Genomic DNA, 19,979 nt, shown 5'->3' on the forward strand with positions numbered 1-19,979 from the left:
CTAGAGGCTGGCTGACTCTACCACGTTAATCCAGCCGTGCTCGCTCTCCAGCGGCTGGCCGTTGAGCCAGCGGCGCAGCACGTTAAGTGCCATCATGGCGCATACTTCCTGGCGGATTGCCAGCGCGTGGCGATGGGCACCAAACTTCACGCCGAGGCCGAAGGTGCCATCTGGCGTGGAGAGCGCAAAGTTGATCTGCTGCTCTTCCTCGCCAGAAATTACCAGAGCCAGACTGCTCTGTTGGTTCAGGCGCAGCTCTGCGCTGGAGGCTAACGCCTCAGCCAGTGTTTCAGACACCGGCGGTAAAACACGGCTTGCCCGAAGTGCGGCCTGCGCCCGGTTTAACTGCAGCGCCAGCAGGCCCCCGGTGAACTGCTCGCTCACGGCGAGGGTCAGAGCACGTTCGCCCAGGCGGCGTGCTATTTGCGCCGGAAGCCCTTCGGTATCCTCAAAAATAAGACTTTCACCTGCCACGCGGCGGACTTCCGGCCAGACAGCCTCCATCGCTTCACGCTGGCTGGCCGGGCCGGTAAGCTTGAGCTCAATGATCGGCATAGATGAGCGATAGCCCATCACCACGCCATCCGGCAGCGCCAGCGGATCAAGACATTGCGCCAGTTCGCTCTCGGAGCGCCCAAAGGTGGTTAAACGCAGGCATACTGGCGGCTCGGGGAGCGTAAAACGTTCACGCAGCCGGGGCATGATCTGTTGGTCCACCATGGCCTTAAATTCTGACGGTACGCCGGGGGTGAAAAACATCAGGCAGCGGTTTAAGGTCAAAGCAAAGCCGCAGGCGGTGCCCACGGGATTGTCGATCATTTCACTGTTGGCAGGGATTTGTGCCTGTTTGCGGTTGCTCGGCGCCATCACTCGCCCTCGCTCGGCAAAGAACTGCTCCATATAGGTCAACCATTCCGCATGCTCGACCAGCTCAACCCCCGCCGCCGTAGCCGCCGCCAGCGCGCTTAAATCGTCGCTGGTTGGCCCCAGGCCCCCGTTCACAATCAGCACATCGGCTTCGTGGCTACGCTCTCTCAGCACGGCAACCAGGTCAGGCAGACTGTCTCCGACCGTATTACGGCGTGACATGGGTAAACCCTGATTAAAGAAATAGTCAGCAAGCCAGGCCGCATTGGTATCGGTAATTTGCCCGTACAGCACTTCGTCGCCGGTTGACAGCATTTCTACTTTTAACATCTTTTACTCCGCAGCAGGGGAACGCCCCACTATAGCGCAGGCTCCGGGGAACGGCAGACACAAAAAACGCGGCTAAAAGCCGCGCTTAGACTACTGACCAACCTCTGGTGATAGAAAAAAACCAAAGAATTCGTCAAAAAAAACAGAAAAATCAATTCATTGATTTTCGGCTGATAACCACAAAGAGGGAAAAACCACGCTTTTCTCTCTTTGTCAGTAACTTCAACGCGGCTAAAAGCCGCGCTGAGGGATTAGAAGCTAGCGCTTACGCCCACATACGGGCCGTCGGCAACGGTATCGGTACGATCGCCGTCTTTGCCGCCGAGGCTAATATAGCGGTAACCAACCTGCGCCGAGAACGGACGCATAAAGTTCCAGCTTGCACCAGCGCTTGCTTCTTTGTAGTCCTTCACGCCGCTGGACAGAGAATCCGGAGAGTAGTAGTAATCGCCAAACACGGCAATATCAGAAGTAATTGGCCATCTCAGACCGCCACCTGCAGCAACCGCATAGCCTTCTTTGCGATCTTTTGGATGCAGGTAAACGCCACGACCGCCTACGGTTGCCATCATCGGCCCCAGAGGAATATTAAAACCGAGGCCAAGCCCTACGGCATCACCATTGTCGTCGTTATGCGCATAGTTACCAGTTACCGCGATGCCGCTGCTTTCGGTGCCAAAACCCACGCCGAGATTAGTGTATTCCTTACCGACTTCAGCACTCACGCCAATGGCGCTCGCACCAGCAGAAACCAGCAGCAAACCCGCACCGCCGGCTAAAAGTAATTTATTCATTCCTTGGTTCCTGAAAAAGAAAAAGGGCAGCCCTTGAAAATGCCACCGAGTGGCCTCGCCATTATCTTATTAACTCGTTAGAAAATGCCAATATTTCGTTAAATGTAAGAAAATGAAAAGACGCCTTTTTGTGTGACAAGATCAATGAATCCAGGCTGCGCTAGATGACACATTGAACAGGTGAATAATAAACACAGTTTAAAAATGGCTTTAAATAACCGTTTTTTAAATGTGAAACCTGACCACCAAGGAGGCATTGATGAGCAAGAAAGGATTAACAACCGGCGCAGGCGCTCCCGTTGCGAACAACAACAACGTTGCTACCGCAGGCCCACGGGGCCCGATGTTGCTTCAGGACGTTTGGTTTCTTGAAAAACTCGCCCATTTTGACCGGGAAGTGATCCCTGAGCGCCGTATGCACGCGAAAGGTTCCGGTGCATTTGGCCATTTCACCGTGACCCACGACATCACCCGCTATACCCGGGCAAAATTATTCTCAGAAGTCGGCAAAAAAACCGAACTTTTCCTCCGTTTCTCCACCGTGGCAGGTGAACGCGGCGCGGCGGACGCCGAGCGAGATATTCGCGGCTTTTCCATGAAGTTCTATACCGAAGAGGGCAACTGGGACCTGGTGGGCAACAACACCCCGGTGTTCTACCTTCGCGACCCGCTGAAGTTCCCGGACCTGAACCATGTCGTCAAACGCGACCCGCGCACCAACCTGCGTAACCCAACGTATAAATGGGATTTCTTCTCGCACCTGCCGGAAACCCTTCATCAGTTGACCATCGATTTCAGCGACCGCGGCCTGCCGCGCTCTTACCGGCATATCCACGGTTTTGGCAGCCACGCCTTCAGCTTTATCAATAGCGATAATCAGCGTTTCTGGGTGAAATTCCACCTCAAATCCCAGCAAGGTATTGAGAACCTGATGGATGATGAAGCCGGCCGCCTGATTGCAGAAGACCGCGAAAGCGCCCAGCGCGATCTGTACGAATCCATTGAGGCCGGGGACTTCCCTCGCTGGACGTTGTTCGTGCAAATTATGCCGGAAGCCGAAGCGTCAAAAACACCGTACAACCCGTTTGATCTGACCAAAGTCTGGCCACACGGCGACTATCCGCTGATAGAGGTGGGCGTGCTGGAACTGAACCGCAACCCGGACAACTACTTCTCTGACGTTGAACAGGTGGCTATGTCCCCGGCCAACGTCGTACCAGGCATTGGTTTCTCCCCGGATCGCATGCTCCAGGGCCGCCTGTTCTCCTACGGCGACGCGCATCGCTATCGCCTGGGCGTGAACCACCATCAAATTCCGGTGAATGCGCCGAAATGCCCGTTCCACAACTACCACCGCGACGGGGCTATGCGGGTGGACGGTAACAGCGGCAATGGGGCGACCTACGAGCCAAACAGCTTTAACGTTTTCCAGGAGCAGCCGGATTTCAGCGAACCACCGCTAAGTCTGGAAGGGGCGGCAGATCACTGGAACCACCGGGAAGATAGCGACTACTTCAGCCAGCCGCGCGCGCTGTATAACCTGCTCAGCGAAGAAGAGCATCAGCGTATGTTTGTGCGCATTGCGGGTGATATGAAAGATGTCCCGGAAAGTATTCAGAACCGCCAGATTTGCCTGTTTAGCCAGGTGCATCCTGAATACGGTGCCGGGGTGGCAAACGCACTCCACGCACTGAAAAACGATAAATAATACACTGCAGGGGTTATGCCCCTGCAGCCCACGCTATCAAGGTGCGGCGGGAGATTTTAATCCCGCCCTGTTTTAGCGCCTGCGGCAGCGGCAGCCAGCGCACGGGCCGCTGAAAACGGGGCAGTTTTCCGTCAAGCCAGGCGGCGATATCATTAACCTCGCAGCCTGCACTTATCTCAACCACGGCCACCGGCCGTTGTCCAAATTCCGCGTCATCAACCGGCACCACAAATACCTGCTGCACCGCCGGATGCGCGGCAATAACCCGCTCCACCTCTTCCGGCTGAATACCTTCCCCCCCGCTGAAGAATTGGTTATCAAGACGCCCGACTATCGTCAGGCGGCCAGCACGCAAAACGCCCCGGTCACGGGTAGCAAACCAGCCCTGTTCATTCCCCAGCGGAATAAGACACCCATCGCGCCAGTAGCCGCTGGCCAGGCTGTCCGCTTGTATCCACACCTCTTCATCGACAATTTTCACCTTCCGGCCTGGCAGCGGGGCACCCACATCAGGCTGGCCGTCGGCGCGTTTTGCACAAACCGTAGAAGCCAGTTCGGTGAGGCCATAGCCACACCAGCAGCGCACGCCGCGGGCTTCTGCCTGCTGCGTCAGTTCCACGGGGATTGCTGCCCCGCCGAGGAGTACCTCACGCAGCGCCAGAGGCTCCTGCTTTTCCAGCAGCCGCCACAGCTGAGTTGGCACCAGAGAAGCGTGACTGCATCCTCGTAGCGCCTCGTTTATCGACCGCGCGGACGAAATCACTAACTGGCCGCCCGCATACAGCCAGCGCCAGAGGATCCCCTGCCCGGAAACGTGAAACAGCGGCAGTGACAAGAGCCAGCTATCGTCGGCGCCGTAATTCATCATCGCCAGTACACCCGCCGCGCTGGCAAGGTGTGCAGAGCATGTATGCACAGCCGCTTTAGGTAACCCGGTTGAACCAGAGGTCAGCGTCATAGAGGCGAAACGCGATGGCAGCCAGGCTTCGCACCAGGCTGGGGCACTAACCAGCGACAATGGGGCCACATCCGGGAAAGGCTCATCGCCGGGTAGGGTTATCCCGTAGCTAAGCGTCAGCGACGGTAAAAGTTGCGCCAGTAAACTATCGGGAAGCTGAGGATTTAGCGGCAGAATGCGCGCCCCGCATTGCCACAACGCCAGCCAGACGAGCAGCGTTTGCGGGCCATTTTTTGCTTTAAGCGCAACACCATCGCCTTCCTTTACGCCCTGCTGACGAAAACCTCCCGCCAGGGCATCCACTCGCTGGCACAGGGTTTCCCAGGTGAGGAGATCATCGTCGAGTCGGAGCGCAACACCCGCGCCCCGGACGTTGGCCCAGTGGCGCCACGGCCAGTCGGTAAAGATCATCGAATACGCTCGAGCCTGTCGGTGGTGACACAAGGCAAAGGACTCCCGGGCCAGTTGCGCTCAACCTGCGACTGCATCAGGGACAAAGTATCCAGCCCAGGCAAGGTTCCCGGCGTCAGCCAGGCGGCAATTCGAGCCAGTTGGGTCAGACCAAGGCTGGATTCAATGGAGGAGCTGATCACTGCTTTTAGCCCCAGTTTATGTGCCGCGGCGACCTGCTCCCGCACCTTCTCCAGGCTACCTGTAAGCGTCGGCTTGATAACCAGGGCCGCAACGCCTGGTTCAGCAGAGAAAGTGAAATCCACTTCGCGCAGGCTTTCATCCCAGGCAATCGCAATCCCCGTTTCCCGGCTAAACTCCCGAGACTGCTCGCGGGTTTTGCACGGTTCTTCGATAAAATCGATGCGCGAGCGGTGAGCCGGGTTAACGTATTTGGCGAACTGTTGCGCCTTGAGGGGCGTCCAGCTGCGGTTAGCATCGAGACGCAGACGAAGTTCAGGCACGGCTTCAAGCAATAAATTAACCACCATCCCGTCGCGAACGGCTTCGTACAGCCCCACTTTAACCTTCGCGGTTTTATCGCCCGACATCTTCGCCAGCGCAAGGATCAGCTCGTCTGGATCGCCGGTACACAGTGGGGCAACGCGGTAGTCTGCGGCCTGCGGGAGCCTACCCTCAGCTTCTGCCAGCGCACAGCTCAAACCAAAGGCAACGGACGGCAGATCGGGCAAGGGCGCCGATTCATCGGCCACCCATTGTTCAAGCCAGCGTTCGGCCTGCCCCTGAGCTTCCGCGAGGCTTTCACGACTAAAGCCCGGCAAAGGAGAAATCTCCCCCCATCCGCTGCTATCGCCCAGCGTCAGCCGCACCAGCAGGCCCTCTCTAAACTTAAGGCGCTGGTCGCGGAGCACAACGCCCGCCTCCATCGGGATTTGAAAGCGCCATAGCGCCGCGCTGCGCATTACGGGTTCCGTTTAAATTTGCTGAAGTCCGGCTGGCGCTTCTGATTAAACGCGTTGCGCCCTTCCTGGCCTTCTTCGGTCATGTAGAACAGCATCGTGGCGTTGCCGGCCAGCTCCTGCAGCCCGGCCTGACCGTCGCAGTCGGCATTCAGTGCCGCTTTCAGGCAACGCAGCGCCATCGGGCTGTTCTGCAGCATTTCTCGGCACCAGCGCACGGTTTCTTTTTCCAGATCGGCAATCGGTACAACGGTATTAACAAGGCCCATATCGAGCGCTTCTTTCGCATCGTACTGGCGGCACAGGAACCAAATCTCGCGCGCTTTTTTCTGCCCGACGATACGCGCCATGTAGGAAGCCCCCCAGCCGCCATCGAAAGAACCGACTTTCGGGCCAGTCTGGCCAAATACGGCGTTTTCAGCCGCGATAGTAAGATCACACATCATGTGCAGCACATGCCCGCCGCCGATGGAAAAACCTGCCACCATCGCCACAACCGGTTTAGGGCAGGTGCGAATTTGGCGCTGGAAGTCGAGCACGTTCAGGTGGTGCACGCCGCTTGCGTCTTGATAGCCGCCGTAGTCACCACGCACTTTCTGGTCGCCGCCAGCACAGAAGGCTTTTTCACCTTCGCCGGTCAGAATAATGGTGCCGATATTGTCGTCATAGCGAGCGTCGGCCAGGGCATTGATCATCTCTTTGACGGTCAGCGGACGAAACGCATTACGCACTTCCGGGCGGTTAATGGTGATCTTGGCAATACCGTCGCTGGATTTATGGTAGCGAATATCGGTGTAGCCTTCAGAGCAATCCAGCCATTCAACCGGGGCGTAAAGCATTTGTTCATCAGGATAAATCATGAAAGATCCTTACAGGTCATAGTGACGAAAGAGGGTTAACAACGCGGAGCTAAACGCAGCGGGAGCTTCCCGATGTGCGTTATGCCCGGCGCCAGAAATCAGGGTCAGAGAACAGCTCAGCTCCGCGGCAACGGAGCGAAACTTTGCGTCTCGTTCACCGCAAATAAAATGAAAAGGCGCGGCAAGCTGGCCGAGCGGCTCACGTAAATTGGGCTGCCGGGCAAGCGACGTCGCCTCCAGCATGCCGGCCAGCGCCTTCGGGGTGTTCTTCGCCCGGAAGGCAACTAAATCAGCGCGCTGCTCGGGGCTTAGAGAACGGAAAACAGGCTGCTGGTACCAGGCGTTCAACACAGCCTGGAAATTTTCATGCATTAAACGCTGTGCCCAGCGGGCATCGTTCAGCGCCCTCGCCTCGCGCTCTGCCTCGCTGACCAAACCGGGATGGCTGCCTTCTACTACCAGGCCACGCAGCCCCTGAACATCCGGTCGGCTGGCGTGATACATAGCAATACGTCCGCCCAGGGAGTAGCCGACCAGCCAATAATCATTTATGCCGTGATGTTTGAGGGTATTTCGTAACGCGCCTTCGACATCGGCAAAATCCCGCACCGGGACGTCGGCGGAGCCGCCGTGGCCGGGGAGATCGACACTCAGCTGAGGCCAGTCGAGAAAATGCGGCTCACACGCCTGCCATTCCCGATGGTTGCCGAGGAAGCCGTGCAGCCAGACTATCCACGGCTGATTTGAACGGCGGCCCGAATGCGGCACGGCGTGAAGGATCATGCCTGGCTAACCTGGGCCAGAAGATGCTGTAGCGTTTGTGCGCCGGCGGTTTCCGGCACGGTGATTTCAATCACCGTTGCGCCAGGACGAAGCCAGGCCCGACGAACGGCTTCATCGAGCGCCGGCCAGCTGTCGGGGTTCTGATAGCCCAGCTCAAACATGGCGGCAGCATGGGAGAAGTTCACGTTTTGCGGCATACAGTAAAAGCGCTCACGCTCTTCGGCTGGCGTTGGCAAAAGGGAGAAGATCTGACCGCCGTTATTGTTGACCACCAGCAATACAAACGGTGCCGAGGCGTGGCGCAGCAGCGCCAGGGCATTAAGGTCATAAAGCGCCGAGATATCGCCAACGATAGCGAGCGTTGAACGCGCCGTTGCCCGCTGAACGCCTGCTGCAGTAGAAAGCAGGCCATCAATGCCGCTCGCACCTCGATTGCTATAAACCGGATACCCAACGGGAAGCTGAGCGAAAGCATCAATCAGCCGGACAATTAAGCTATTACCAACAAATAGCTGACCACCCTCTGGCAGCAACTGCGGCAGACGCTGGGCAACCTGCGCCTCGCCAAATTCACTTGTCCCTTGCTCAACTTTTTCCAGCGTCTGCCAGGCAAGAGACGTTAACGTTTCGGCCCAGGGCAGGCGCTTTTCTGCCGGATGTTTTTCCAGCCAGTCCTCAACGCGGGCGACAAGGCGGCGGCCACGGTGGTTGGCAGGATCGAGACGCCCGGGCTGACTGTCCACCAGCCAGTACTCTTCCGGCCTGCAGGCGGCCTGCCACTGAAGCACCCTTTTTCCGGTCAGGCTGCCGCCAAACTGGATGACTATCTGCGCCTGTTCGAGGCAGGTAACGGCCTGGCTATTGCTCAGCCACAAATCCGCACACGGCAGCGGCTGCCCGGTTTGAGAAAGCACATCGCCGATGAGCGGCCAGCCCAGCATTTGCGCCCAGGCCGCGACCTGCTCACCCGCACTGGCAGAGAGCCTTCCTGCCACCACCACGCCGCGTTTTTGTCGCCAGAAGAACCAGTCTCTTTGCTTCGGCACCGCATTTTCGTGCCCTTCACGCAGCCAGGGAGCGTTTCCTTCCCACCAGTCTCCAAGCTGGTTTTGCCAGTCCACGCCGGTATCATCAGGCGCGCCATAAAGCGGCTCGGCAAACGGGCAATTGATATGCAATGCGCCCCCGTGTAGCTGCCCAACGGCGCTGTCAATCGCGGACACCAGCCAGCTGGCGGGAATATCGTGCGTAGGGCGAGGCAGGTTAAGTTCGGCGGAAGGATGGGAGCTAAACAGCCCCGGCTGGCGAATCGCCTGGTTTGCGCCGCAGTCGATAAGCTCTGGCGGGCGGTCCGCCGTCAGTAAAATCAGTTTTTCGCCGGTCAGTCCGGCTTCTATTACGGCAGGATAAAGATTGGCCACGGCGGTGCCGGAGGTCACGATGATCGCCACCGGCTCGCCGCTGGCCTTCGCCAGCCCAAGCGCCAGATGGCCCAGGCCGCGTTCATCAAAATGAGTATGGCAAATGAAACTGCGGTTATCCGCCGCGCTGAGCGTCAGCGGCGTGGAGCGGGAGCCGGGGGCAATGCACACATGCCGCACCCCATGTCGGGTTAATGCTTCGAGTATGACGCCCGCCCAGCGGCGGTTAAATGAGCTTATCGACATAATATTGTCCGCAGTCAATTTCGACTATCGATTATAAATACTATGGCAAGAGTTAAATTGATTTGCGTCGTGAATAGCTTATTCAGTTCCCGCTGCCTATCAGCAACGTCTTCAAACCGGCCGCTTTATTTTCAATTTCCTGCCACTCTTCGGCGGCAACCGAACCGGCGACAATCCCCGCCCCTGCATAAAGGCGAACGCCGGTATGGCTCACTTTTGCCGAGCGCAGCGCGACGCAAAACTCAGTTTGATGGCGGGACAGATAACCAGCCGAACCTGCGTACCATTCACGCTCAAAAGGCTCGTTCGCGGCAATAAACTCCCGGGCCAGCTCACGCGGTAAACCCGCCACCGCGGCGGTAGGCTGCAGCTGTTTAAGGCAAAGCGCATCATCCTGACGTTTGAGCTGCGTCCAGATACAGCGGCGCAAATGCTGAACCTTACGCAGCCGCATCACCTGCGGCGGTAGCACATCCAGCGCGCCAACCGCCGCCTGTAAACGCTGGCAAATGTCTTCTACCACCAGCATATTTTCACGCTGGTTTTTGTCATCTTTAAGCAACCACTGGCCTAGCTTTGCGGCCTGAGCATCGTCGGGGTGGTTAGCCACCGTCCCGGCCAGGGCTTCAGTCCGCAGCGCATCGTCGATTCTTCGCCACAGGCGCTCCGGGCTGGAGCCAAGAAATGCGTTTTTCTCATCAAAGGCCATCAGAAAATGGTAACAGTTCAGGTTGACCCTGCGGCTGGCGGCCATAAATCCTGCGGCAGAAACCGGGGAAGAAAACGCCAGATCGGTAGCGCGGGCCAGAACGACTTTATCCAGCGCATTCTGGCTGATGGCGCTGACCACCTGATCCACCAGGCGGTGCCACTCAGGCTGTTCCGGGAGATGGGTTTCACCGAGGCATTTGAGATTTAGCTGCGGCAGAAGTTTCGCCGGCAGAAGCTGCTCAATAAACGCGGCTGCCGCTATCGCATCCTGCTTCAGTGACGTTTCGCTGTACAGATGCAGCCAAAGAAACGCCTCCCCCCCTACGCGCCGCCATTCCAGACGCGAGAGAAACAGAAAACCGTGGGACGGATCAAAGGCATTTAATCCCCAGACGCGCAGAAAAGGTTGTTCCGGGTGGGACTGCAGAAAAGCCTGGGCGTCTTCCAGCGCAGAAAAACTCAGTAACGCGCCCAGCGCAGCAACTTCTTCGTTCCCGTTGCGCTGCTGCCAGTAAAATTGGGGATACCGTGACTGGGCCGTTAGCCAGGCCAGAGGATCGGAGGCGTCACTTAGCGTGACCGGTACACACAGGCGCTGAAGGCCCGGCTCATCCGCAAATTCCCCTGCTAATTCCTGCTGCATTTGCTGCAGTGCTACGGCTACTGAATTCACGTTTACCTCACGTTCCGTAAAAACCCCTGATTATACGTGGTCGTTACCACAAAAAAAAATCCTACCCAGGGGGTAAGATTCTTTATTTGCCATTTGCAGGCGCGGTCAAGATTATCGGCGGAGCAAAAGCCCAATCACCAGCCCGACCGCAGCCCCGATGCCGATGCCCTGCCAGGGCTTTTCATGCACGTAATCATCGGCGCGGTAGACCGCTTTTTTGGTGCGGTAATAGTAGTTGTCTGAAGCGTTGCTGATACGCGCTTTGACGTCATTCAGCGCCTGTTCGGCCTTTTCCTTCAGTTCAATGTACTTTTGGTCAGCCGGGTCACCGGAGGCGCGAAGGACTTCTTCAAGCGTGTCGCTCAAGAGCGCAAGGTCATCATCGAGACGAGATTCATACGGTTGCATCACTGTTCTCCGTGTTAAAAAATTTCTCGTCCGCTAACTATAGACAACATCAACCGGTTTCGCCCGGTCTATCTGTTCGCCATCCCCACATGCGGGATACCATCTTCGTCATACACTTCGGTGACCGGGTGGAAGCCAAACTGGGCATAAAATGCCTGTAAATGCGCCTGAGCGCCCAGGTAAATAGCACGCTCAGGCCACTGACGCTGACAGGCGGCAAGCGCCTGAGTCATGAGCTGTTGCCCAAGTTTTTCACCGCGCACCGAGGCATCGACAATAACCCGGCCAATAACTACCGGCTCCAGCTCGTTATCACTTTTCAGAATGCGGGCATAGGCAATCAGTTTGCCGTCCCGCCAGCCGAGAATATGGCGGTTTTCTCCCACTAAATCCTCGCCATCAACATCCAGATACGCGCAGCGCTGCTCGACAATAAAGACTTCGCAGCGCAGGGCTAAAAGGGCATAAAGGTGGGTGGCGCTCAGTTCAGAATGGTGTAAATCCTGCCAGTTAAGCATTGAAAAACTCCTTTTGATTCAGGCGCCACCTGCCGGGTTACTGGTGCCGCTCAAGCAACTGTTTTAGCACAGTTTCCAGAGGCGTGGCACCTTTCACCGTTTCGCCGGTGAAATCAATCCAGCCTTCGTTAAAGCCGTCCAGCATTTTCATACGTGGAAGCGGATTTTTCATGCCCTGAGCAAGGAAATCTGCTTCCCAGTTTTCTCGTGGAACGGCTTTTACCGTTACCGGTCGCCCCAGAACCTGAGAGAACGCTTCGGCTGCCAGATGCGGGCTATAACGCTGCGGCCCCTCCAGCTCCACAATCCGGGTCCCCGATTCTGGCTGAGTCAGCAGTTCGGCGGCAAGCAGGCCGATATCGACTGTCGCAATCATCGGGATAGCTCGCGCCAGCGGCTGCAGATGGCTGTAGACAGTCCCGGTCTCTTTGGCACTTTCCACATCCCAGAGGAAATTCTCCATAAACCAGCCCGCGCGGAGGAACACCACGGAGTGACAAACATCCGTGAGCTCTTTTTCCATTAATCCCAGGGCATTCAGCAGGTTTGGTTGCGTCGCCTGTGCCCCAATGGTTGAAAGGCAGACAACGTGCCGTGGACGGGCCGCCAGCAGCGCGTGTCTGATGGCCGCAATATGGGCTCTTGGTTCAGCCATATTCCCTGAAGGATCGAACACCGGTGGCAGCAGGATAAAGACGGCTTCAGCCCCGGAGAAGGCTTGTGCCAGCGCTTCACCATCGTGCATTTCTGCCAGCGCAATGTCAGCGCCCTGCTGTGCCCAGAGTTGCCCTTTAGTTTCAGAGCGGACGACAGCCCGAATCTCATGTCCCTGAGCAAGCAAAGCTTCCGCCAGTGCACCGCCAACTTGTCCGGTAATACCTGTAATTGCGAACATAATGTTTCTCCAGTTTGAGATCCCACCACAGGGATGGACGGCATTATGCTGATGCGGCTATGTTGTATCGATAGCACCATAGACAATTCACTGATGACTGCGGGGCACTAATATGATTTTCAACGATCGAACATTTGACGGCCTGTCCGTGTTTACCGCCGTGGTAGAAAGCGGCACGTTTGCCGCCGCCGCAGAGGTGATCAATATGTCCCCACCCGGAGTCAGCCGGGCGATTGCCCGACTGGAAAAACGCCTTGGCATCCGCCTTTTCGACCGCACGACCCGCGCGGTGGCATTAACCGTAGAAGGCAAAGAATTTTATCGTCAGATCCTACCGCTGCTGGCCGCGCTGGAAGATGTAACCAGCACCGCCTCACTTTCCGCGAAGGCGATTACCGGCAGACTGCGGGTAAACATCGATCCGTTCTTTTCCAGCCTGATCCTGGGGCCTCAACTGGAGAGGTTTATGTCCCGCTACCCCGACCTCGAACTGGATCTGGTGACCAGCGATCGGCTGGGGGATATGATTGGCGACGGTTTCGACCTCGCTATTCGCTTTGGTGTGCCGCGCAACAGCACGCTGGTGGCACGCAAGCTGCTGGAAACGCGTATCATGACGGTCGCCACCCCCGCCTATCTGGCGCAGCACGGCAGGCCGGAAACACCGCAGGCGCTGCTGGGGCATACCTGTATTCATTTCCGCGATCCGGAAACCGGCAGGCCGTTTGAATGGGAGTTTCATCGCCAGGGAGAGGTGCTCAAGGTCCCGGTCAGTGGCCGCCTGACGCTGAACGACGCCCGGACTTTGCATGAGGCCTGCCTGAGCGGGCACGCTATTGCCCAGATGATGACGTTTGGCTCCGGCGATTTAGTGAAGAAAGGACAGCTGGTGGATTTATTTCCCGACTGGCCGGATGAACGCTTCCCGCTTTACGCTTTTTATCCTTCGCGAATCAATCCTGCCGCCCGAACCCGCTGCTTTCTTGATTTTATTCTTGAACTGGCCAAAGGCTGAGCCCATAAAAAAACCGCCAGCAAGTGGCGGTTTTTGAACGGTTTTATAAACCCGATTACATCAGCGGCTGCGCCAGCTGTACCAGGCTGATAAGCGGCTGCGGATAAATACCCAGCAGCAGCACCAGCAGGGAGGAGATCAGCACCACCACGCCGCCCGCGGTCAACGCCCAGTTAGACGGGGTGTCGCGGTTAAGCTGCTGAGGTGCGCTCAGGTACAGGCTCACGGTCACACGCAGGTAATAGTACAGGCCGATGGCGCTGCCCAGAACCACAGCGCCGGTCAGCCACCACAGGTGGGCCTGAACGCCTACGGCAATGATATAGAACTTACCGATGAAGCCCAGGGTCATTGGAATACCCGCCAGAGAAAGCATCATCACGGTCATTACCGCAGAAAGCACCGGCTTGTGCCAGAACAGACCACGGTAGGAGAACAGTGAGTCAGCATCCGGGCCACGGTATGGGCTGGACATCAGGCTAACCACGCCGAATGCGCCCAGGCTGCTGAACAGGTAACCCGCCAGATAAACGCCTACCGATTCCATTGACATATTGCCGCTTTGCAGCGCAATCAGCGCCACCAGCAGGTAACCGAGGTGCGCGATGGAAGAATAGCCCAGCAGACGCTTGATGTTGGACTGGTTCAGCGCCATCAGGTTACCGAACAGGATGGATGCGAAGGCGATAATACCCAGCACGACGCGAACCGCTTCGCTGTCACCCACTGGCGCGTAGAGGAACAGACGCATCACCACGCCAAAAATGGCGATTTTGCTGGCGGTTGCCAGGAAGGTGGAGACCGGGGCAGGTGCGCCCTGGTAAACGTCTGGGGTCCACAGGTGGAACGGCACCAGTGACAGCTTGAAGCCAAGGCCGACAATCATCAGGCCCAGGCCCGCCAGCAGCAGAGGTTCGTGCAGCATGTTGTCCGCCAGGCTCTTACCGAGGCTAACAAACGACAGGCTACCGGACTCAGCGTAAACCAGCGCCATACCGAACAGCAGGAAGGACGATGCCGCCGCTGACAGAATGGTGTACTTGATGCTTGCTTCCAGGGAACGCTTCTGGCGGAAGGCATAGCCGACCAGGCCGAACAGCGGCAGAGAGATAAGCTCAATGCCGAGGAACAGCGCCGCGAGGTGGTTCGCGTTAGCCAGCAGAATACCGCCGAGGGCAGCAATCAGTACCAGCAGGTAGAACTCTTCGCGGTTGTCGGTGTAGCCCTGAAGCCACGGGTAAGCAAAGGTACAGGTTGCCAGGCTCGCCAGCAGCACCAGCCCGGTGTAGAGCATGGCGTAGCCGTCAACGCGCATCAGCGGGGTGACGTCCATCGCCCCTGCCTGACCGACAAACCACAGTGAAATCAGCGCGGCGTTAAGGCCGATAACCGACAGCGTAGCATTCAGAAAATGGTCGCGTCGCCACGCAATGGAGAGCATCACAACCACCACCGTCAATCCGACGATCAACAGCGGTAGCAGCGCGATCAAATGTTGAGGAGTTATTGTCATGGCGAATTACGGCCTTGTAGTAGAAAGTGAACTGGTAAACCACTGCTGAATATTGCTCATCGCAGAATGCGAGGTATCCAGAATCGGCTGCGGGAAGAAGCCCAGCAGAACTAACAGCACCACCAGCAACAGAATGATAAAGAACTCGCGCATGGACATGCCTGGCAGTTGTTTATCGCTGATTTCGCTCTTAGCTTTCCCGAAGTAAGCACGGTGCAGCATCGCCAGGGAGTAAACAGAGGCAAAGACCAGACCGAAGGTTGAAATCACGGTAATGACCGGCACAACGTGGAAGCTGCCGAACAGGATCATGAATTCACCGACGAAGTTACCGGTCCCTGGCATACCCAGGGTGGCAACAGCGAAGAACATCGACAGACCGGGCAGCCATTTAATCTTGTTCCACAGGCCACCCATCATGCGCATGTCACGGGTGTGCAGACGCTCGTAAAGCTGACCACAGATGATGAACATACCCGCAGCGGACAGACCGTGAGCAATCATCTGAATCACCGCCCCCTGGTATGCCAGTTGGTTGCCGGTGTAGATAGCAATCAGCACGAAGCCCATGTGGGAAACGGAGGTATAAGCAATCAGGCGTTTAATGTCGGTCTGAGCAAAGGCCATCCACGCGCCGTAGAAGATACCGATGACACCCAGCCACATGGCGATTGGCGCAAACTCTGCAGACGCCTCAGGGAACAGCGGCAGAGAGAAACGCAGCAGGCCATAGGCCGCGGTTTTCAGCAAGATACCCGCCAGGTCAACGGAACCCGCCGTTGGTGCCTGGGAGTGCGCATCCGGCAGCCAGCCGTGAAGAGGAACCACCGGCATTTTCACCGCGAAGGCGATAAAGAAGCCCAGCATCAGCAGCCACTGTACGCCGTGGGACATCGGCGTTTTCAGCAGAAGCTCATAGTTGAAGGTCCAGACGCCGGTGGCGTTGTAGTGCACAAACACCAGACCCAGGATGGCAATCAACATCACCAGGCCGCTTGCCTGTGTATAGATGAAGAACTTGGTTGCAGCAGTGATACGCGTCTTCCCGTCGGAGGCTTTGTGGCCCCACAGCGCAATCAGGAAGTACATCGGCACCAGCATCATTTCCCAGAAGAAGAAGAACAGGAACATGTCGATGGCAAGGAACACGCCGATAACGCCACCGAGGATCCACATCAGGTTGAGGTGGAAGAAGCCCTGATATTTTTCGATTTCATTCCAGGAGCAGAGTACCGCCAGCACGCCAAGCAGGCCGGTCAGTACCACCATCAGCAGCGACAGACCGTCGAGCGCCAGGTGAATCTCAATACCAAAACGTGGGATCCACGGCAGAATGAATTCTGACTGCCACTGCGGCAAACCCGCCGACTGCGTCAGAGAATAGCCACCCTGCAACCACAATTGCAGAGACAGTGCCAGTGTCAGCCCCATGGTAATCAGCGCTATCCAGCGAGGCACTTTCACGCCAAAGCGTTCGGTCTGCCAGCAGAAGAAGCCGCCGATAAAGGGGATTAGTATTAGCCAGGGTAATAGCATGGCGTTTGAGTCCCTAAGTCAAAATAATTCTTAAACATCGCTCACTTCCCAGCGCCAGAGGAGGTTTTAGGCCTCACTCCGACCCTCTCTCTTACGAGAGAGGGGGATGGAAGAAATCCTGTTAACGCAGAACCAGCAGCAGGCCCAGTACCACAACGGCACCGATGCTCATGGACGCAACATACCAGCGCAGGTAACCGTTCTCACTCACCAGCAGGCCGCGGCCAGCGAAGCGGGAGAGAATTGCCGGAATGTTCATCAGCGCATTCAGCGGGTCACGGCGCAGCAGCCACGCAATACCGAGGAACGGCTTGACGAAAATCATGTCGTACAGCCAGTCGAAGCCCCAGGCATTGAACCACCAGGTACCGAAGAAACGCCCCGGCGCGCTGTTCGCAAGCGACGTCACCAGAGTACGTTTGCCCAGCCACAAGAAGGCGGCAATCAGGATACCGGCAATGGCGACGACGCCGGAGATGATCTCCAGAGTCAGCACGCTGCCGTGCGCAAGTTCAGTGGTTTCCGGCAGTACGCCGCGCAGCGGTGGCACAATCATTGCGCCAACGAAGGTGGACAGCACCAGCAGAACAACCAGCGGCAGGTGGTGGGTAATCCCCTTCCCTGCGTGAGCGTGAATTTTTTCTTCACCGTGGAACGTAATGAAAATCATGCGGAAGGTGTAGAGCGAGGTCATGAATGCCCCGACCAGACCCGCAACCATCAGGTTGATGTGGCCATTCGCCATCGCACCGGCAAGGATCTCATCTTTACTGAAGAAGCCTGCGGTAATCAGCGGCAGAGCGGACAGCGCCGCGCCCCCGACCAGGAAGCAGACATACACCAGCGGAATGGACTTACGCAGCCCCCCCATCTTGAAGATGTTTTGCTCGTGGTGACACGCCAGAATCACCGAACCGGATGACAGGAACAGCAGCGCTTTGAAGAACGCGTGGGTCATCAGGTGGAAGATTGCCGCATCCCACGCCTGCACGCCCAGCGCCAGGAACATGTAGCCAATCTGGCTCATGGTGGAGTAAGCGAGTACGCGCTTGATGTCGGTCTGTACCAGCGCCGCGAAGCCTGCCAGCACCAGCGTAATGGCACCCACGATACCGACCAGATGCAGAATTTCCGGGGTCATCAGGAACAGGCCATGGGTACGGGCAATCAGATAAACGCCCGCAGTAACCATGGTGGCCGCGTGAATCAGCGCAGAAACAGGGGTTGGACCCGCCATCGCATCTGCAAGCCACGTTTGCAGAGGCAGCTGTGCAGATTTACCGACCGCACCACCTAACAGCATCAGGGTTGCCCAGGTCAGCATCTGATTACCGGCAGCGAAGTGCTGCGGCGCCAGCTCGACCATTTCGCGGAAGTTCAGCGTACCCAGCTCGTTGTAGAGGATGAACAGGCCGAAGGCCAGGAACACGTCCCCAACGCGAGTCACCACGAACGCTTTCATTGCCGCCGCGTTGTTCTTCGGATCGGTGTAATAGAAGCCGATCAGCAGGTAAGAACAAAGGCCCACGCCTTCCCAGCCGAGGTACATCAGCAGCAGGTTGTCGGCAAGGACCAGAACCACCATGCTGGCGATGAACAGGTTGGTGTAGGCGAAGAAGCGGGAGTAACCCTCTTCACCGCGCATATACCAGGAAGCGAACATGTGGATCAGGAAGCCCACGCCGGTGACCACGGAAAGCATGGTCAGGGAGAGGCCGTCCAGCACCAGGTTGAAGCCGATGTTAAAGTCACCGACCGCCATCCAGGTCCACAGCGGCTGAGTGAACGCCTGCTGCCCGTTGTTGAAGAAATCAACCCCGGCAATGGCGGTCACAACCGCCGCCAGACCTACAGAGCCCATCCCGATGGTGGCGGACAGGTTTTCTGACCAGCGGCCGCGGGAGAATGCCAACAGTAAAAAGCCAATCAATGGCAAAACAATGGTTAACCAGAGAAGGTTCATCCACGCATCTCACTTACTGAATCGATATTCAGATTCTGGCGACGACGATGGAGCTGCAGTAACAGCGCGAGGCCAATACTGGCTTCGGCAGCAGCTAAGCTAATCGCGAGTATATACATCACCTGACCGTCAGCCTGGCCCCAGTAGCTGCCGGCAACCACGAAGGCCAGCGCGGCGGCGTTAATCATCACTTCCAGGCTGATCAGCATGAACAGCAGGTTGCGGCGGATGACCAGCCCGGTCAGTCCCAGCACGAACAGAATGGCGGCGAGGATCAGTCCATGTTGCAGCGGGATCATACGTTCTCCTCCGTTTTTCTTCTCACGGCCATGTCAGCAGGGCGGTTGCTCAGCACCTCACCGGCACGGTCTTCACGACCCAGGTGGAACGCAACGACCAGACCTGCCAGCAGCAGCATGGAGGCCAGCTCCACCGCCAGTACATAAGGCCCGAACAGCGCGATACCGACCTGTTTCGCATCGATGGAAGTGCCATCAATACCCTGGTCGTTAACGGTGCGGATTGCGTAAATCAGTACCGCCAGCAGTACCGCAGACAGGACGCCAGGCCCGATCCACAGCTGCGGCTTCAGCCACTCGCGCTCCTGCTGCTGAACCGCGTTACCGAGGTTAAGCATCATTACCACGAAGACGAACAGCACCATGATAGCCCCGGCGTACACGATTATCTCCAGTGCACCGGCGAAGTAAGCCCCGAGGGAGAAAAACACCCCGGAGATCGCCAGCAGCGAGATGATCAGGTACAGCAGCGCATGCACCGGATTGGTGTGAGTGATCGTCCGAAGGGTCGTCAGGACGGCCACAATGGCGCAGATATAAAAAGCGAATTCCATTCCTGACTCCTTAAGGTAACAGGCCTTTGACGTCGATAGGCTTGGCTTCGTTTTCCGCTTCGCCCTTATCTTTGCCGTCGATTGCCATACCTGCCATCCGGTAGAAGTTATATTCCGGGTATTTGCCCGGACCGGAGATCAGCAGATCCTCTTTCTCGTACACCAGATCCTGGCGCTTGTACTCACCCAGCTCGAAGTCCGGGGTAAGCTGAATCGCGGTGGTTGGGCAAGCTTCTTCACACAGGCCACAGAAGATGCAGCGAGAGAAGTTGATGCGGAAGAACTCCGGATACCAACGACCGTCTTTCATCTCGGCTTTCTGCAGGGAAATACAGCCTACCGGGCAGGCTACCGCACACAGGTTACAGGCAACGCAGCGCTCTTCACCGTCCGGGTCGCGCGTCAGCACGATACGGCCACGGTAGCGCGGCGGCAGATACACTGGTTCTTCCGGATACATGCGGGTTTCGCGCTTGGCGAAAGCGTGCATGCCGATCATCCAGATACTGCGTACCTGGGTGCCGAAACCAACCACTAACTCTTTCAATGTCATGGTT

General features: G+C 57.2%; 19 protein-coding genes. 2 read left to right on the plus strand and 17 right to left on the minus strand.

Translation table 11 applies throughout. The annotated features are described in order from the left end of the window. Both VW41_15500 and VW41_15505 read right to left on the minus strand, forming a co-directional pair. Entirely contained in the window at positions 1 to 1,197 is a 1,197-nt protein-coding gene (locus VW41_15500) for a hypothetical protein (GenBank protein AJZ90322.1), read from the minus strand. Positions 1,198 to 1,448: 251 nt separating this feature from the next. Further along, complete coding sequence (locus VW41_15505; GenBank protein AJZ90323.1) at positions 1,449 to 1,991, minus strand: membrane protein; 543 nt, start codon at positions 1,989 to 1,991, stop codon at positions 1,449 to 1,451. A gap of 259 nt (positions 1,992 to 2,250) precedes the next feature. Here VW41_15505 and VW41_15510 point away from each other — a divergent pair, with 259 nt between their 5' ends. Beyond that, positions 2,251 to 3,699 (plus strand): catalase, encoded by a 1,449-nt coding sequence (locus VW41_15510; GenBank protein ID AJZ90324.1) that lies wholly within the window; start codon positions 2,251 to 2,253, stop codon positions 3,697 to 3,699. Positions 3,700 to 3,712: 13 nt separating this feature from the next. Here the strand turns inward: VW41_15510 and VW41_15515 are convergent, their stop codons facing one another. From VW41_15515 to VW41_15555, 9 genes are all read right to left on the minus strand, one after another. After that, positions 3,713 to 5,068 carry an O-succinylbenzoic acid--CoA ligase gene (locus VW41_15515; GenBank protein AJZ90325.1) on the minus strand — a complete coding sequence of 452 codons (1,356 nt, stop codon included), beginning with the start codon at positions 5,066 to 5,068 and terminating at the stop codon, positions 3,713 to 3,715. Beyond that, complete coding sequence (locus VW41_15520) at positions 5,065 to 6,030, minus strand: O-succinylbenzoate synthase (protein ID AJZ90326.1); 966 nt, start codon at positions 6,028 to 6,030, stop codon at positions 5,065 to 5,067. Before VW41_15520 ends, VW41_15515 begins: the two co-directional genes overlap by 4 nt. Continuing rightward, positions 6,030 to 6,887, minus strand: coding sequence for a dihydroxynaphthoic acid synthetase (locus VW41_15525; GenBank protein AJZ90327.1), 858 nt, complete (start codon positions 6,885 to 6,887; stop codon positions 6,030 to 6,032). The genes VW41_15520 and VW41_15525 overlap by 1 nt, the downstream gene beginning before the upstream one ends. Positions 6,888 to 6,896: 9 nt before the next feature. Beyond that, entirely contained in the window at positions 6,897 to 7,670 is a 774-nt protein-coding gene (locus tag VW41_15530) for a 2-succinyl-6-hydroxy-2,4-cyclohexadiene-1-carboxylate synthase (protein AJZ90328.1), read from the minus strand. Beyond that, complete coding sequence (locus tag VW41_15535; protein ID AJZ90329.1) at positions 7,667 to 9,337, minus strand: 2-succinyl-5-enolpyruvyl-6-hydroxy-3-cyclohexene-1-carboxylate synthase; 1,671 nt, start codon at positions 9,335 to 9,337, stop codon at positions 7,667 to 7,669. Before VW41_15535 ends, VW41_15530 begins: the two co-directional genes overlap by 4 nt. An 82-nt stretch (positions 9,338 to 9,419) precedes the next feature. Beyond that, the gene (locus VW41_15540; GenBank protein AJZ90330.1) at positions 9,420 to 10,721 is read right to left on the minus strand and encodes an isochorismate synthase; all 1,302 of its coding nucleotides are present in this window, start codon (positions 10,719 to 10,721) and stop codon (positions 9,420 to 9,422) included. Positions 10,722 to 10,832: 111 nt separating this feature from the next. Next, positions 10,833 to 11,129, minus strand: a complete 297-nt coding sequence (locus tag VW41_15545; protein ID AJZ90331.1) for a protein ElaB — start codon at positions 11,127 to 11,129, stop codon at positions 10,833 to 10,835. Between the two features lie 68 nt (positions 11,130 to 11,197). After that, positions 11,198 to 11,647, minus strand: a complete 450-nt coding sequence (locus VW41_15550; GenBank protein AJZ90332.1) for an acyltransferase — start codon at positions 11,645 to 11,647, stop codon at positions 11,198 to 11,200. 37 nt (positions 11,648 to 11,684) lie between these two features. After that, positions 11,685 to 12,542 carry an NmrA family transcriptional regulator gene (locus VW41_15555; protein AJZ90333.1) on the minus strand — a complete coding sequence of 286 codons (858 nt, stop codon included), beginning with the start codon at positions 12,540 to 12,542 and terminating at the stop codon, positions 11,685 to 11,687. A gap of 112 nt (positions 12,543 to 12,654) precedes the next feature. Between VW41_15555 and VW41_15560 the strand changes: the two genes are divergently transcribed. Continuing rightward, entirely contained in the window at positions 12,655 to 13,557 is a 903-nt protein-coding gene (locus tag VW41_15560) for a LysR family transcriptional regulator (GenBank protein ID AJZ90334.1), read from the plus strand. 55 nt (positions 13,558 to 13,612) lie between these two features. On the opposite strand, the gene VW41_15565 is transcribed toward VW41_15560, so the two are convergent. From VW41_15565 to VW41_15590, 6 genes are all read right to left on the minus strand, one after another. Then, positions 13,613 to 15,070 carry an NADH:ubiquinone oxidoreductase subunit N gene (locus VW41_15565; GenBank protein ID AJZ90335.1) on the minus strand — a complete coding sequence of 486 codons (1,458 nt, stop codon included), beginning with the start codon at positions 15,068 to 15,070 and terminating at the stop codon, positions 13,613 to 13,615. Positions 15,071 to 15,076: 6 nt separating this feature from the next. Next, positions 15,077 to 16,606, minus strand: coding sequence for an NADH:ubiquinone oxidoreductase subunit M (locus tag VW41_15570; protein ID AJZ90336.1), 1,530 nt, complete (start codon positions 16,604 to 16,606; stop codon positions 15,077 to 15,079). Positions 16,607 to 16,727: 121 nt separating this feature from the next. Beyond that, positions 16,728 to 18,569, minus strand: coding sequence for an NADH:ubiquinone oxidoreductase subunit L (locus VW41_15575; protein ID AJZ90337.1), 1,842 nt, complete (start codon positions 18,567 to 18,569; stop codon positions 16,728 to 16,730). Continuing rightward, positions 18,566 to 18,868, minus strand: coding sequence for an NADH:ubiquinone oxidoreductase subunit K (locus VW41_15580; GenBank protein AJZ90338.1), 303 nt, complete (start codon positions 18,866 to 18,868; stop codon positions 18,566 to 18,568). The genes VW41_15575 and VW41_15580 overlap by 4 nt, the downstream gene beginning before the upstream one ends. Continuing rightward, complete coding sequence (locus VW41_15585) at positions 18,865 to 19,422, minus strand: NADH:ubiquinone oxidoreductase subunit J (protein AJZ90339.1); 558 nt, start codon at positions 19,420 to 19,422, stop codon at positions 18,865 to 18,867. The genes VW41_15580 and VW41_15585 overlap by 4 nt, the downstream gene beginning before the upstream one ends. Positions 19,423 to 19,432: 10 nt before the next feature. After that, complete coding sequence (locus VW41_15590; protein ID AJZ90340.1) at positions 19,433 to 19,975, minus strand: NADH dehydrogenase; 543 nt, start codon at positions 19,973 to 19,975, stop codon at positions 19,433 to 19,435. Between the last annotated feature and the right edge of the window lie 4 nt (positions 19,976 to 19,979).

Origin of the sequence: Klebsiella michiganensis (assembly GCA_000963575.1) — a bacterium.
GTDB classification, from domain to species: Bacteria; Pseudomonadota; Gammaproteobacteria; order Enterobacterales; family Enterobacteriaceae; genus Cedecea; species Cedecea michiganensis_A.

Bases quoted from the DNA above. Each gene is read 5' to 3' on its own strand.
- VW41_15500 (AJZ90322.1), bottom strand. From the start codon at position 1,197: ATGTTAAAAGTAGAAATGCTGTCAACCGGCGACGAAGTGCTGTACGGG.
- VW41_15505 (AJZ90323.1), bottom strand. From the start codon at position 1,991: ATGAATAAATTACTTTTAGCCGGCGGTGCGGGTTTGCTGCTGGTTTCT.
- VW41_15510 (AJZ90324.1), top strand. From the start codon at position 2,251: ATGAGCAAGAAAGGATTAACAACCGGCGCAGGCGCTCCCGTTGCGAAC.
- VW41_15515 (AJZ90325.1), bottom strand. From the start codon at position 5,068: ATGATCTTTACCGACTGGCCGTGGCGCCACTGGGCCAACGTCCGGGGC.
- VW41_15520 (AJZ90326.1), bottom strand. From the start codon at position 6,030: ATGCGCAGCGCGGCGCTATGGCGCTTTCAAATCCCGATGGAGGCGGGC.
- VW41_15525 (AJZ90327.1), bottom strand. From the start codon at position 6,887: ATGATTTATCCTGATGAACAAATGCTTTACGCCCCGGTTGAATGGCTG.
- VW41_15530 (AJZ90328.1), bottom strand. From the start codon at position 7,670: ATGATCCTTCACGCCGTGCCGCATTCGGGCCGCCGTTCAAATCAGCCG.
- VW41_15535 (AJZ90329.1), bottom strand. From the start codon at position 9,337: ATGTCGATAAGCTCATTTAACCGCCGCTGGGCGGGCGTCATACTCGAA.
- VW41_15545 (AJZ90331.1), bottom strand. From the start codon at position 11,129: ATGCAACCGTATGAATCTCGTCTCGATGATGACCTTGCGCTCTTGAGC.
- VW41_15550 (AJZ90332.1), bottom strand. From the start codon at position 11,647: ATGCTTAACTGGCAGGATTTACACCATTCTGAACTGAGCGCCACCCAC.
- VW41_15555 (AJZ90333.1), bottom strand. From the start codon at position 12,542: ATGTTCGCAATTACAGGTATTACCGGACAAGTTGGCGGTGCACTGGCG.
- VW41_15560 (AJZ90334.1), top strand. From the start codon at position 12,655: ATGATTTTCAACGATCGAACATTTGACGGCCTGTCCGTGTTTACCGCC.
- VW41_15565 (AJZ90335.1), bottom strand. From the start codon at position 15,070: ATGACAATAACTCCTCAACATTTGATCGCGCTGCTACCGCTGTTGATC.
- VW41_15570 (AJZ90336.1), bottom strand. From the start codon at position 16,606: ATGCTATTACCCTGGCTAATACTAATCCCCTTTATCGGCGGCTTCTTC.
- VW41_15575 (AJZ90337.1), bottom strand. From the start codon at position 18,569: ATGAACCTTCTCTGGTTAACCATTGTTTTGCCATTGATTGGCTTTTTA.
- VW41_15580 (AJZ90338.1), bottom strand. From the start codon at position 18,868: ATGATCCCGCTGCAACATGGACTGATCCTCGCCGCCATTCTGTTCGTG.
- VW41_15585 (AJZ90339.1), bottom strand. From the start codon at position 19,422: ATGGAATTCGCTTTTTATATCTGCGCCATTGTGGCCGTCCTGACGACC.
- VW41_15590 (AJZ90340.1), bottom strand. From the start codon at position 19,975: ATGACATTGAAAGAGTTAGTGGTTGGTTTCGGCACCCAGGTACGCAGT.